A 14,037-nucleotide genomic window follows, 5' to 3' on the forward strand; every position below is an offset into this window, starting at 1 on the left:
CTAGCTGCGGGGGGAATATCAACGCCTACACCAAGCACGACAAACCCGTCACCGCTAACGACCTATTCTAGCCCCTAGCCTAGAGACAAGATGAGCCAAACAAGACAAGAACCCTGGTGGTACAACGATGAGTCCCGTGCGGTACTCGATCGTGGCTACCTCCTCAATGGGGAGACCATACACGATGCCATAGACCGCATCACGGCCTCGGTGTGCCAGCACCTGGGCGAACTCGGGACGCCCGAGCTGCAGGAGCGATTCAAGGACGCCATTTACAAGGGATGGCTATCCCTCTCCTCCCCTATCTGGACCAATGCTGGCACCTCGCGTGGGCTGCCCATCTCCTGCCAGGGCTGCTATATCGGGGATAGCATCGCCGACATCACGACCAAGCTCGGCGAGGTGATGATGCACACCAAGATGGGTGCGGGGACCTCCGCCTACTTCGGTTCGCTCCGCGGGCGCGGGGCATCGATCGCCAACAATGGCAAGTCCACGGGTGCCGTATCCTTCATGAAGCTCTTTGACACGGTGATGACCGTCGTCACACAGGGCTCGCGCCGAGGCTCCTTCGCCGCTTACCTCGATATTGACCATCCCGACATCGAGGAGTTCCTTGCCATCAAGGACATCGGTAATGAGCTGCAGAATATCTTCTACGCCGTATGCGTCCCCGACTACTGGATGGTCGAGATGATCGAGGGCGATGAGGCCAAGCGCAAGATCTGGGCACGCGTCCTTGAGTCGCGCCGAGAGAAGGGACTCCCCTACATCTGGTTCAGCGACACGAATAATATCAACAAGCCCGAGATCTACCAGTACCTCGGCTGCAACATCACGCACAGCAACCTCTGCAGCGAGATCGCCCTACCCGACTCGGATAAGGAGACCTTCATCTGCTGCCTCTGTTCGCTCAACCTCGCCCTCTATGACGAGTGGCGCGACAGCGACCTACCCGAGCTAGCGGTGATGTTCCTTGACGGTATTCTCTCCGAGTACATCGCCAAGACCGAGGGTAAGAAGTTCCTTAAGTACGCGGCTAACTTCGCCAAGCGCCACCGCGCTATAGGCATCGGTGTCCTCGGCTGGCACTCCTACCTGCAGAGCAAGATGATCCCCTTCGGGTCGCTCCAGGCCAACCAGCTGACGGCTGAGATCTTCAAGCAGCTCCAGGAGAAGACCACAGCCGAGAGCCTACGCCTGGCGGAGCTCCTAGGACCAGCGCCTATCTTCGAGGAAGGCGGCTATCAGGGCGTCAAGTACCGCAATACAACGCGCCTAGCCGTCGCCCCGACGACCTCCTCGTCCTCCATCCTCGGCCAGGTCAGCCCCGGCATCGAGCCCTACTCAAGCAACTACTATAAGGTAGGGCTAGCCAAGGGCAACTTCATTCGCAAGAACCGCTACCTGCGTGAGCTCCTCGAGAGCAAGGGCAAGGATACCTATGAGGTATGGCGTGAGATCATGATGAATGCAGGCTCCGTGCAGCACCTCGACTTCCTGAGTGACCACGAGAAGGAGGTCTTCAAGACCTTCCGTGAGATCTCTCAGAAGGACATCATCGTGCAGGCCTCCATCCGTCAGAAGTATATCGACCAGTCACAGAGCCTCAACCTCAACATCCCGCCCGAGATGCCGATCAAGGACCTCAACCGCCTCATCATCGAGGCCTGGAAGCTCGGGGTGAAGGGGCTCTACTATCAGCGCAGCAATAGTGTCTCCAAGGATATGATCACCAACCTGGTGACCTGCACCAGCTGCGAGGCTTAGTCACCGAAGGACAGTCTCCACTACCCTACCGCATGGGGAGTGGAGACTGCCCGCATCATCGATTTATCAACTAAAGCAAGGATCATGGGACTATTTGGACTCTTCTCCCGTAAGAAGAAGGAAGAGCTTAATGAGGGGCTCGCCAAGAGCAAGGAGAGCGTCTTCAGTAAGATCGCCCGAGCAGTGGCTGGGCGCAGTACCATTGATGACTCCGTGCTGGATGATCTAGAGGATATCCTCGTGACGAGTGATGTCGGGGTCGAGACGACCCTCAAGATCATCAAGCGAATAGAGGAACGTGTAGCCCGAGACAAGTACGTCTCCACAAGCGAGCTGAGCGCCCTCCTTCGTGACGAGATCGCCCAGCTCCTGCTGGAGAGTGGCTCGGAGGATGGAGAGAGCTTTGCCCACCCTGAGGGGAAGAAGCCCTACGTCATCATGGTTGTCGGTGTCAATGGCGTGGGTAAGACTACGACCATAGGTAAGCTCGCCCATCAGTTCAAGGCTCAGGGCTACTCCGTGATGCTTGGGGCGGGAGACACCTTCCGCGCGGCAGCGATTGAGCAGCTCGACATCTGGGCGCAGCGTGTAGGCGTGCCCATCATCAAGCAGCACATGTCCGCCGACCCTGCCTCGGTGGCCTTCGACACGCTCAGCGCTGCAGTCAAGGCAGGCAGTGACGTGGTCATCATCGACACGGCAGGCCGCCTGCACAACAAGGTTGGGCTGATGAACGAGCTGACCAAGATCCGCCGCGTGATGCAGAAGGTCGTCCCCGATGCTCCACACGAGGTACTCCTCGTCCTCGATGGCTCCACGGGGCAGAATGCCTTCGAGCAGGCCAAGCAGTTCACCGCAGCCACCGAGGTCAACGCTCTGGCGGTCACCAAGCTCGACGGCACGGCCAAGGGCGGTGTCGTCATCGGTATCTCGGATCAGTTCAAGATCCCTGTCAAGTACATCGGACTAGGAGAAGGCATTGACGACCTTCAGCTCTTCCGTAAGAAAGCATTTGTAGACTCCTTATTCGGAGAATGAGAAAGAACAAAGTCGACGTTATCACTCTAGGCTGCTCCAAGAACCTCGTGGACTCGGAGCAGCTCATCCGCCAGTTCCTGGCGAACGGTTACAAGGTACAGCACAATTCGCCCACAGTCAACGGAGAGATCGTAGTCCTCAATACCTGCGGCTTCATCGGCGATGCCCAGGAGGAATCCATCAACATGATCCTCAGCATGGTCGAGGCCAAGAAGCAGGGGCGCATCGGGCAGGTCTATGTCATGGGCTGCCTCACGGAGCGCTTCATGGACGAGCTCAAGGTAGAGATCCCCGAGGTCGATGGCTACTATGGCAAGTTCAACTGGAAGAACCTCCTCACCGACCTCGGGAAGGCGTACCACCACGACCCACTCGGGGGCAATCGTAGCATCACGACCCCATCCCACTACGCCTATATGAAGATCTCGGAGGGCTGCAACCGCAGCTGCTCCTACTGTGCTATCCCGCTCATCACGGGCAAGCATCAGTCTCGCCCCATGGAGGAGCTGGTCTCTGAGGCCGAGTCCCTCGTAGCCTCGGGTGTTAAGGAGATCCAGCTCATCGCCCAGGACCTTACCTTCTATGGCCTCGACCGCTACAAGAAGAATAGCCTCGCCGAGCTCCTGCAGCGGCTCTCTGATGTCAAGGGGCTCGAGTGGCTACGCCTGCACTACGCCTATCCCGCAGACTTCCCTCGGGAGATTCTCAGCGTGATGCGGGAGCGTGAGAACATCTGCAACTACCTCGACATAGCCCTACAGCACATCAGTGACCCCATGCTGCGACAGATGCGTCGCCGCGTGACGAAGGCGGAGACCTACGAGCTGCTCGGCGATATGCGCGAGTCCGTCCCTGGCCTGCACCTGCGTACGACGCTGATGACGGGACACCCTGGGGAGACGGAGCAGGACTTCGAGGAGCTCCTGCAGTTCGTCCGTGACATTCGCTTCGATCGTATGGGCGCCTTCGTCTACTCACACGAGACGGGGACCTTCGCCTATGACAAGTACGAGGATGATATCCCCCTTGCTGTGAAGCAGGAGCGTATGGATCGGCTGATGAGCACTCAGGAGGAGATCGCCACCGAGCTCAATGCAGCGAAGGTGGGCAAGACCTTCAAGGTACTCATCGATAGAGCTGAGGACGAATACTACATCGGGCGCACCGAGTACGACTCCCCCGAGGTCGATCAGGAGGTCCTGATCACTAAGGAGACCGAGCTCACGGTGGGGAACTTCTACCCCATCGAGATCACCTCCGCCGATACCTTTGATCTCTACGGACAATTCAAGGCTTAGCTAAGATGCTGCAGGAGGAACTTTGGGTACTGCGTCTAGCTGAGCACGCTGGTCTGCAGTTGACGACGGTAGAGTCGCTGCTGCAGGCGCTGGGTGCTCAGCTCGAGCAGCGCCTCCTGGCGGGGCAGACGCTAGACCTACGGGAGCTGGGCTGCTGGAGCCTAGCCACCGAGACCGAATGGATCGCAGAGCTCCCCGAGGGAGAGCTGTGGCTCATCCCCCCGCAGCTGCATCTGGAGCTCAGCGCAGAGGCGTCAGAAGGGGGAAGTATTGCTCTCCCAGCTCTAGCCACCGCCCTAGCTGAAGCCAGCAAACTTGGGCTCGGCCTCGTGTCTGCTTGGCTGGAGCTGCTGCCTCGACATTGGGCGGCCTTCCTGGAGCAGCATCAGCTCCTGCATTGGCCTGGGCTGGGTGTCTTCCGAAGGGATTCTGAAGGCTACACCTTACAGCTAAGCTCCAGCTTCGCCGAGGGACTTAATAAGCCCTTCGCGATGTTCGTCCCCGTGCGACTGGCCCCCGACTGCCGTTCCCAAGGAGATTTGGAGCAGCGTCCCTTGGCCTCCCTTGAATCCCTAGCCAGCCTCTATACGACCCTTCGCTACGCGGCTCGTCAAGCTGAACCCGCGGCAGAGGAACCCATTGTCCTCTCTGAGGAAGTTGCCCTTGCACAAGAAGCCCCGACCCCAGTGGTGGAGGAAGCCTCATCTAAGGAAGAAGTATCCCCGGTATTGGAAGAGCCTAGCTCCCCCTTACCAGTCAAGGCCGTCACTGACGTCAGTCAGGAGGTTCACACACTGGTGGGAGAAGGCTCACAGCCTGCTGTGCCGATCGTCCCTGAAGCAGAGGGCGCAAAGCCCCGCCCTTACTCGTGGGCATTACTCCTACTTGGGCTGCTCGCTGGCTTGCTCCTCGGGCTTGGGGGCTACTACCTCTATAATGCGCATCTGAGCACCCAGTCTTCGGCTCCGCTCGCGCCCAAGAAAGCTCAGCCTGCACTCCCCACTCCCCCTCCATCACGTCCTACGCAGCCCGCCCAGCTCGATAGCACTCAGCTGCGGCTAGACAGTGCTCGTCGGGATAGCTTAGCCCGAGCCCTAGAGCCCAGGCTTCGAGGGGACAGCACGGAGACGCGTGTACTGCGCCCAGGGGATCGCCTGACACGCCTTGCCTATCAGAAGTATGGGCACAAGGCCTTTTGGGTCTACATCTATCAGGAGAACGAGGCGAAGCTACAGGACCCTGATAAGCTCCCACTCGGGAAGCGTATCACGCTGCCCGCTGCCTCCAAATACCGTATCAACGCCCTTGATACGAATTCGGTGCGGCGTGCGTTAGTACTACAGCGTAACCTTTGGAATAAGAAGTAAAATCATAGCACGCACTAGACATTAGACATATATGGAATCAGTAGACATACGCATGCTCACGGCCGAGATTGAGCGCAAGAGTCACATCGTCGATGCCCTCCGCACGGGGATGCGTCAGGCGATCGTAGGGCAGGAACACCTCGTAGATTCGCTCCTCATCAGCCTGCTCTCGGGTGGGCATATCCTTCTTGAGGGGCTACCTGGCCTTGCCAAGACGCTCGCGATCAAGACGCTGGCGCAGCTGATACAGGCCGACTACAAGCGTATCCAGTTCACCCCCGACCTGCTACCTGCCGACGTCATCGGAACGATGATGTACAGCCAGAAGCACGAGGACTTCCAGGTGAAGAAGGGGCCGATCTTCTCCAACTTCATCCTTGCCGACGAGATCAACCGAGCTCCAGCCAAGGTGCAGAGTGCCCTGCTCGAGGCCATGCAGGAGCATCAGGTGACGGTGGGTGAGCAGACCTTCAAGCTCCCCAACCCCTTCCTCGTCATGGCGACGCAGAACCCCATCGAGCAGGAGGGTACCTATCCCTTACCCGAGGCACAGGTAGACCGCTTCATGCTCAAGGTGCTCATCTCCTACCCACGTAAGGAAGAGGAGGCGCTCATCGTGCGTCAGCAGATACGCCCTGAGCCCGTCGAGGTCAAGCCCGTCGTCAGCATCGCGGATATCCTCGACCTGCGTGCTACGGCCTCTGAGGTCTACATTGACGAGAAGATAGAGCGCTACATCGTCGATATCGTCTACGCCACGCGTCGCCCTGAGGAGTACGGGCTGGCGGACTTCAAGAACTACATCTCCTTCGGCGCCTCGCCCCGTGCCTCGATCAACCTAGCTCTGGCGGCCCGCTCCTACGCGCTACTCAAGCGCCGCGGCTACGTCATCCCCGAGGATGTGCGCGCCATCTGTTACGATGTCCTGCGCCACCGCATAGGCCTCTCCTACGAAGCCGAAGCCAATAATCTCTCGGCCGATGAGCTTATCAAGGAGATCCTTAACAAGGTAGAGGTACCCTAGTGGGAGTCGCTCACTAGGACACTGGACAAGTAAGATCGGAGAAGGAAAGAGGTATAGATGAAATCGAAGCAAGAAGCCACAGAGCTACTCAAGAAAGTTCGCCGCATTGAGATCAAGGCAAGGGGGCTTTCCGAGCAGGTCTTTGCTGGGCAGTACCACTCAGCCTTTAGGGGGCGTGGTATGGCCTTCAGCGAGGTGCGCAACTATCAGATCGGTGATGACGTACGCGATATCGACTGGAATGTCACGGCACGCTATGCGCATCCCTTTGTGAAGGTCTTCGAGGAAGAGCGCGAGCTGACGGTCATGCTCCTCGTAGATATGACGGGGAGCACTGCCTTCGGGACGCAGAGCGAGAGCATACGTGAGCTCAATACCGAGCTAGCGGCTACGCTGGCCTTCTCCGCGATACAGAACAACGACAAGGTAGGGGCTATCTTCTTCACCGATCAGATAGAGCTCTTCATCCCCGCACGTAGTGGGCGCAAGCATATCCTCTACCTGATCCGCGAGCTGCTGTCCTTCGAGCCCAAGAGCCAAGGGACGGACCTCAACGTTCCTCTGAGCTACCTCAATCAGGTCATCAAGCGACGCTGTACGGCCTTCCTGATCTCTGACTTCCTCCATTGGGGGGCGGACTATCGTACCTCGCTCAGCCTCGCTGCTCGGCGTCATGACCTAGTCGCCATCCGCACCTATGACGCGGGGGCGATGCAGCTGCCACGGCTTGGGCTGGTGCAGCTCCAGGATGCTGAGTCTGGGCGCTGCCGCTGGGTAGACACCTCTTCCCGTAGCCTACGGGAGGCCTATGAGCAGCAGCTAGAGGCCCAGCTCGCGGCCTTCCATCAAAATTGCCTCCGTTCGGGAGTCGACCACATCGAGCTCGCAGCAGGCCGAGACTATACACCCGAGCTCCTACGCCTCTTCGGACGCAGATCCTAACACTATGTCACTACAGACAAGACGCTATAGCTTAGCCGGTATCTTGATGCTGGGGGCTGTCCATCTAGCCTCGGGGCAGAACGTCTCTATACAGACGCGTCTGGATCGCCCCGAGATACGCATCGGGGAGCCCGCGGCTATAGATATGATTATCCGCACGGACAACCTACCCCAGACACGCTTTTGGCTTAGCGAGGACAGTACGGGCAATGCGCGCTTCCGTGTCCTTGAGTTCGGTGCTCTCGATACCCTCGACATAGGGAACGGGGTCAAGGAGATCAAGGCGCGTATGATCGTGACCTCCTTCGACTCGACGCTCGTCAACCTCCCCCCCATTATCGTCGAGACGCCCTCTGGGCAGGCAAGCTCCAAGGCCCTAGCTCTAAATGTCATCGCCCCACAGGTCGATGTCTCCAAGCCCGACGAGTTCAAGCCCATCATGGATCCCTGGGAGGAGCCCTATACCCTGTTGGATCTCTTCCTCATCCTTTGGACGAGCTGGATCAGCTACGTCCTAGCAGGCCTGCTCCTTGTCGCAATCCTCATATACGAGTACAAGAGGAGGGCGCGGTATATGCAGCCCACGAAGCCTGTCCCAGTCCGTACCTATACACCGCTGGAGCAGTTGCAGAAGCGGCTCGCCCCGCTTGCGAAGGCTCCGCTGGAGACGCAGCAGGACTTCAAGGCCTATTACTCACTGCTCACTGAGGGACTGCGTCACTATTTCCTTGAGCTATGGGGGATCGAGGCCCTCGAGCTGACGAGCTCGGAGCTCATCGCAGCCCTGAGCAGTCGCCAGGTCAATCCGCGCATACTACGGCACCTGGAAGGGATCTTCGCCCAAGCGGACTTCGTGAAGTTCGCCAAGAGCCTTCCGATGCCAAGCGAAGCCCACGAGTCCTGCCGTCTAGCCCTAGAGCTGGCGGATGAGCTCTATACGGCAGAGCGTGCTGAAGCCTCAGACAGAAAGGAGGTGACGGCATGACCTTCCTCCATCCTCACGTCCTGTGGCTACTGCTTCTCATACCTGCGCTAGTCCTCTTCTATATCCTCTGGCAGCGCAAGCAGCAGGCCACGCTGCGGACCCCCTCCCTACAGCTACTCCAGGGGGCAGGTGCTGGCTGGCGCGTCCGTCTACGGCACCTCGTCCCCGTCCTACGTCTGCTGGGGCTCTCGGCCATCATCATTGCACTGGCTCGTCCTCAGAGCTCGACGAGCTGGACAGAGAGCCAGGTAGAGGGCATCGATATCATGCTCACGATGGACATCTCCACGAGCATGCTCGCTATGGACTTCGAGCCCAACCGCGTAGAGGCGGCCAAGGAGGTCGCCATGCGCTTCATCGCCAATCGCCCTAATGATAATATCGGTCTTGTGGTCTTTGCAGGGGAGAGCTTCACCGCTTGTCCGCTCACACAGGACCACGCGACGCTTGTCAATAGGCTGAGCCAAATGAAACCCGGGATCATCGAGGATCAGACGGCCATTGGCTCCGGGCTGGCTACGGCCATCAGCCGCCTCAAGGACAGCAAGACCAAGAGCAAGGTCGTCATCCTCCTGACTGACGGTGCGAACAACACGGGCAATATCTCCCCCTCCATGGCCGCAGAGCTAGCCAAGACGCTAGGCATATCGGTCTATACGATCGGTGTGGGCTCAGGCTCAGGCGAAGCTCCCTACCCTATAGAGACACCTGTAGGTACCGTGGTGCGTAATATGCCCGTGGACCTCGACGAGCCCACGATGCGTCAGATCGCGGAAATCTCGGGCGGGGAGTACTTCCGCGCTACGGATAATCAGTCCCTAGCCAAGATCTACAAGGAGATCGACCGTCTAGAGAAGACCAAGCTCTCGACCCGCAGCTACCACAAGGTCTACGAGCAGTTCGCCTTCTTCGTCCTCATCGCAGCACTATGCCTGCTCCTGGAGTGGCTGCTGCGCTCTACCATCTTCCGACTCAATCCCTAGGGTATGAACATACACTTCCAGTCCCCCGAGTATCTCAGCTTCCTCTTGGGGCTCTTGCCCCTCCTGGGCTGGGCTGTGTGGCGCTTCTTCCAGCGCCGCAGGCAGCTTGCCCGCTATGCTAGCCCTGAGATGCAGCAGCTCATCATGCCGCTGGCTACGGGACGCAAGCTGCTCCTGAGGGACCTGATGATCCTCCTAGCGGGAGCGCTGCTGCTCATCGTGCTGGCACGTCCTCAGATCGCGGGGCGTACTGCGGGCGCTAGCGAGGACAACAAGGGGATCGAGGCAATGATCTGCCTCGACATCTCCAACTCGATGCTCTGCGAGGACATTGCCCCGAATAGACTCGAGTTCGCCAAGCGGACAATATCCAAGCTGCTGGGCGAGATGAAGAGCGACCGCGTGGGGCTCATCGTCTTTGCTGGTAGCTCCTTCGTCCAGCTCCCCATTACCACCGACCTAAGCACCGCCCAGGAGTTCCTCGGGGACATCTCCCCGAACATGATCTCCGACCAAGGTACGGCTATTGGCGCAGCCATCGACCTCGCACGCCAGTCCTTCTCTGACCGTAAGGACCTAGGGAAGGCCATCATCGTGCTGACGGACGGTGAGGACTTCGAGGATAATGCCCTCGAGGCAGCCAAGGCGGCTAAGGAGGCTGGCATCCGCATCAATGTGGTGGGGGTCGGCACCAGCGAGGGCGGCAACATCCCCACGAGCGGAGGGCCCCTGACCGATGAGACGGGCAACATGGTCGTCACGCGCTTCAATCCCGAGATGTGCCAGTCGCTGGCCTCCGTAGGGGCTGGCGTCTTCGTCAGCTCGGCCTCGCAGGCCAGCGTCGTCAAGGAGCTGAAGAAGCAGCTCGACGAGCTGCCTAAGGGCAGCGTCTCGGGCGGCTCCGATAGCAGCGCTATAGAGGACTACGAGTCATGGCTGTGGGCAGCCTTCATCCTCCTCGTCCTAGAGTTCTGTATCATGGGGCGCCGCAACAAGTTCCTCATCCGCTACAATATCTTCGGTCATGAGAAGTAAGCTCATCTATATCCTTTGCCTCACGGCCTTCGCCTACGGCAGCAGCTCAGCCCAGTGGATCAAGAGTGACGTCCGCCGTGCGGGCAAGCTCTACAAGAAGGGGAATTATGCTGCGGCCTCAGCCGAATATCGACGCGCTATACTCAAGGACAGCCTCTATGCTAAGGCTAGCTTCGGCCTAGCTAACTCCGCCTACCAGGAGGGACACTATGATCAGGCCAAGAGCTATCTAGAGCGTCTTGCGGCGAATGAGCAGCTTCCTCAGCGTCAGCAGGCTGACGTCCTACACAATCTAGGCAACGTAGCGATGAAGCAGAAGGACTACCGTGCGGCTGTCGAGGCCTATGAGGAAGCGCTGATACGCAACCCTCAGAACGAGGGTACGCGCTACAACCTAGTCCTAGCGCAGCGTCTGTTGAAGCAGCAGGAGCAGCAGCAGAAGGACAACAAGCAGCAGCAGAATAAGCAGGACCAGCAACAGCAACAACAGCAAGACAAGCAGAAGGACAAGCAGGATCCGAAGAAGCAGGATCAGCAGCAGAATGCTCAGCAGAAGCAGGACAACAAGCAGCAGGGCGGGAAGCCCGCAGAGCCTCGCCCTGGACAGATGTCCAAGGAGCAAGCTGAGCAGCTCCTCAACTCCTTCCGCTCCGATGACGAGCAGACGCGCCGACGCGTAGAGCAGCGCCAGCGTGAAGAGCAGAGTCAGAATAGCAACAAGAACAAGAAGCGATGGTAAGCATATCTCGCACACCTCTTCGTCGTACTGTCCTACTCGGTACGGCGACCTTCCTAGGTTTAGTCTCCCTGGCAGCTCAGACCATCAAGGTCGAGGTGCCAGCGACCGTTATCAAGGGACGCCCTTTTCAGCTCGTATATCTACTGCAGGGCTCGGCTGAGCTTGAGCGCCTCGACGCACCCAAGCTCTCGGGGCTCAATCTCCTCTACGGCCCAGCGCGTCAGACCTCCAGCTCCTTCAGCAGCGTCAACGGTAGGACTACCAGCTCCGTCTCCACACAGCTTACCTATACCCTCCTAGCCGATAAGGTAGGTACGGTCTCCATCCCCCCCACGACGGCTGTCGTCGGGGGGCGCCAAGTCCAGGTACGCGGCGCGAGTATCAAGGTCCTCCCAGGCGAGCAAGGGCAGCAGGCTGCTCAGGCTAGCAGCGTGGGACACTACCTCTACCGCGCTATCCCTGGACGCAGCTCAGTCTACGAGCAGGAGGCCATCCCGATGCAGTACAAGCTGTATGCCTCCACGGAGTTTGAGATCGCCTCGCTCAAGGCCCCCGAGTACGAGGGCTTCCTCTCGCAGATGGAGCCCGATGATGGGCGCCGACAGCTTGTCCTCGAGAGCTATCAAGGGCGCAACTGGCGTACCGTCGTCATGCGTCAGGAGGTCCTTTTCCCCCAGCGCAGTGGTCAGCTGACCATCCCTGCCAGCGAGATCGGGCTGCGTGTCCCAGCGCCTATAGCCCAGGACGAAGATGACTTCTTCATCGGGGCTGCCAGTGTCATGGAGCGTACGGTGAGCTCCGCCCCTGTGACAATCACGGTCAAGCCACTCCCTACCGAGGGGCGCCCCGCAGACTTCTCCGGTGCTGTGGGTGCCTTCACGATGAAGGCAGAGCTCCTGAGCAAGAAGCTCAAGACCAATGAGGCACTCACCCTACGCATCACCCTACAGGGGCAAGGTAACCTGAAGCTCGCGAAGGCCCCCGAGGTCAAGTTCCCCGATACCTTCGAGGTCTATGACCCTAAGGAAAGCTACGAGCAGAAGGTCGGGGCGAACAATGTCCAGGGGCATAAGGTGATCGACTACTACGCCATCCCCAAGCGCGTCGGGATCGTGACGATCCCGGCTGTCAGCTTCAGCTACTTCAACCCGCAGACACAGCACTACGAGACGATCCGCAGCCAATCCTTCCGCCTCGATATAGCCCAGGGGAAGAATGCCCCCCAGGACGAGGTCGTCAGCGCTGATCAGCAGCTCCTCAGCCTCGCGCCACTCAAGCAAGAGCTGGGAGCCCGTGCCATCCCTGGTCTCGGCTTCGTGCAGAGCTTCGTCTACTACCTCTCCTTCGTCTTCATCGCTCTGGCGGCACTCCTCGGCTACGTCCTGCTGCGCCGACGCCGTGCGCTGCTGGCTGACAGTGTAGGCTATCGTGCGAGCAAGGCAAGTAAGGTCGCGACACGTCGCCTACGTACGGCGCACGAGCTCCTTACAGCTGGGAAGCGTGAGGCCTTCTACGAAGAGCTAACCAAGGCCTTGTGGGGCTACCTCGGCGATAAGCTCCGTCTGCCCCTCTCCGAGCTTAGCCGCAGCAGTATCTCCGATCTCCTACGCGAGCGTCAGCTGCCTGATGAACTGATCGCACAGCTCACCAACCTACTTGACGCAGCCGACTTCGCCCGCTACGCACCTGCCCAGGAGGGCGATATGCAGCAGCTCTACGACGATACGGCACGCCTCATCAGTCAAATGGATAGTCATCACCTCAGCCGATAGAGATCCCACCCATGTCACAGCGACTTCATGTTCTTCTACTCGCCCTGACCCTATCCGTGGGCAGTGTCTCGGCCTCTGCCGCCGAGCCCAAGCTCTGGGATCAGGCAGCTAGCCTCTACGAAGGCAAAGACTACAAGCAAGCCATCACTCGCTATGAGCAGCTTCTCCAGCAGGAGGGGCCACGTGCTGGCATCTACTATAACCTCGCCTCCTGCTACTATCAGCTCGGAGATCTAGGGCACGCACGTCTCTATATAGAGCGTAGCCTACAGCTTGATCCCAGAGACGAAGCAGCCCAGTCCAATCGTCAGCTCATCCGAGCCAAAAGTATCGACCGCCTAGCTGACGGCAAAGGCTGGGTAGAGCGTACTGGGGAGCAGATGGCCTATGCCCTACCCTTGCCCTTATTGATAGCCCTTAGCCTGCTGCTCTTCGCACTAGCTGCAGCAGCCTTCGTCCGTTTCTTCCTCGTGAGGCGGCGCAGCGCTCGCCGCTGGAGCTTCTACACGGGGCTGGGCTCGCTAGCCTTAAGCCTTTTCACGCTGGCTCTGATCCTTCACTGGGTGCACGAGCAACGTGAGGCCCGCCATCGAGCGGTCATTGTCCATCCCGAGGTATCGGTATTTGCCTCGGGAGACACGGTTGCTGAGGCGCTCTTTAGCCTGCACGAGGGGACGCTCATTCGCATCAAGGGTGAGCCTTCTACGGCACTGCAGCGCATCCCTATCACCCTACCCGATGGGCGTCATGGCTGGATCCCGAACGCAAGTCTAGAGTACGTAGTTCCGCGTCCTACCTTGCCCTAGAGCAGCTCCACCCTATTTCCCTAAAGACAAAGCCTCGAGCACTGATACTGCTCGGGGCTTTGCTTTTTTAGTTTATAGAGACCTTTCCCTTTGTATCCCAGCTCGGGGGGCAAAGACCTCTATGGCACTCCATGCTGCTAGAGAAAGCCGTCTTGAGCCCTTATAGGGACAGCTAAGTTGCAAAATTAACAGCGATCGCCTAGGAGGGTCTAAACAAGCAGCTTAGAGTCTCAGTAAAGGGACTTACCGCTCTAAGCTCCGCGAGGGATATCCCTCAG

Annotated in this window: 11 protein-coding genes; all 11 read left to right on the top strand. The window is 58.9% G+C overall.

The annotated features are described in order from the left end of the window. Nucleotides 1–90: 90 nt before the first annotated feature. The 11 genes from Q0248_RS02565 to Q0248_RS02615 all read left to right on the top strand — a co-directional run bounded on the left by Q0248_RS02565 (nt 91) and on the right by Q0248_RS02615 (nt 13,759). On the top strand, nt 91–1,770 hold the full coding sequence (locus Q0248_RS02565; RefSeq protein WP_299319377.1) for a ribonucleoside-diphosphate reductase subunit alpha: 1,680 nt from the start codon (nt 91–93) through the stop codon (nt 1,768–1,770). 84 nt (nt 1,771–1,854) lie between these two features. Next, nucleotides 1,855–2,808 carry a signal recognition particle-docking protein FtsY gene (ftsY, locus tag Q0248_RS02570; RefSeq protein ID WP_299319379.1) on the top strand — a complete coding sequence of 318 codons (954 nt, stop codon included), beginning with the start codon at nt 1,855–1,857 and terminating at the stop codon, nt 2,806–2,808. Beyond that, complete coding sequence (gene rimO / locus Q0248_RS02575; protein WP_299319382.1) at nt 2,805–4,106, top strand: 30S ribosomal protein S12 methylthiotransferase RimO; 1,302 nt, start codon at nt 2,805–2,807, stop codon at nt 4,104–4,106. The genes ftsY and rimO overlap by 4 nt, the downstream gene beginning before the upstream one ends. A gap of 1,398 nt (nt 4,107–5,504) precedes the next feature. Then, nucleotides 5,505–6,497: a MoxR family ATPase gene (locus tag Q0248_RS02580; RefSeq protein ID WP_299319384.1), complete on the top strand. Its 993-nt coding sequence runs from the start codon at nt 5,505–5,507 to the stop codon at nt 6,495–6,497. 57 nt (nt 6,498–6,554) lie between these two features. Continuing rightward, entirely contained in the window at nt 6,555–7,439 is an 885-nt protein-coding gene (locus Q0248_RS02585) for a DUF58 domain-containing protein (protein WP_211789385.1), read from the top strand. Nucleotides 7,440–7,443: 4 nt separating this feature from the next. Further along, a complete protein-coding gene (locus Q0248_RS02590; RefSeq protein WP_299319387.1) occupies nt 7,444–8,424 on the top strand; it encodes a hypothetical protein in 981 nt (326 codons plus the stop codon). Continuing rightward, entirely contained in the window at nt 8,421–9,407 is a 987-nt protein-coding gene (locus Q0248_RS02595) for a VWA domain-containing protein (protein ID WP_299319388.1), read from the top strand. The genes Q0248_RS02590 and Q0248_RS02595 overlap by 4 nt, the downstream gene beginning before the upstream one ends. Before the next feature lie 3 nt (nt 9,408–9,410). Continuing rightward, nucleotides 9,411–10,442, top strand: a complete 1,032-nt coding sequence (locus tag Q0248_RS02600; RefSeq protein ID WP_299319391.1) for a VWA domain-containing protein — start codon at nt 9,411–9,413, stop codon at nt 10,440–10,442. Next, nucleotides 10,432–11,181 carry a tetratricopeptide repeat protein gene (locus Q0248_RS02605; protein WP_299319393.1) on the top strand — a complete coding sequence of 250 codons (750 nt, stop codon included), beginning with the start codon at nt 10,432–10,434 and terminating at the stop codon, nt 11,179–11,181. The genes Q0248_RS02600 and Q0248_RS02605 overlap by 11 nt, the downstream gene beginning before the upstream one ends. Next, the gene (locus tag Q0248_RS02610; RefSeq protein WP_299319395.1) at nt 11,175–12,953 is read left to right on the top strand and encodes a BatD family protein; all 1,779 of its coding nucleotides are present in this window, start codon (nt 11,175–11,177) and stop codon (nt 12,951–12,953) included. Before Q0248_RS02605 ends, Q0248_RS02610 begins: the two co-directional genes overlap by 7 nt. A gap of 11 nt (nt 12,954–12,964) precedes the next feature. Next, nucleotides 12,965–13,759, top strand: a complete 795-nt coding sequence (locus tag Q0248_RS02615; protein ID WP_299319398.1) for a tetratricopeptide repeat protein — start codon at nt 12,965–12,967, stop codon at nt 13,757–13,759. The last annotated feature ends 278 nt before the right edge of the window (nt 13,760–14,037 follow it).

Source organism: uncultured Porphyromonas sp., assembly GCF_938046015.1.
Taxonomy (GTDB): Bacteria; Bacteroidota; Bacteroidia; order Bacteroidales; family Porphyromonadaceae; genus Porphyromonas.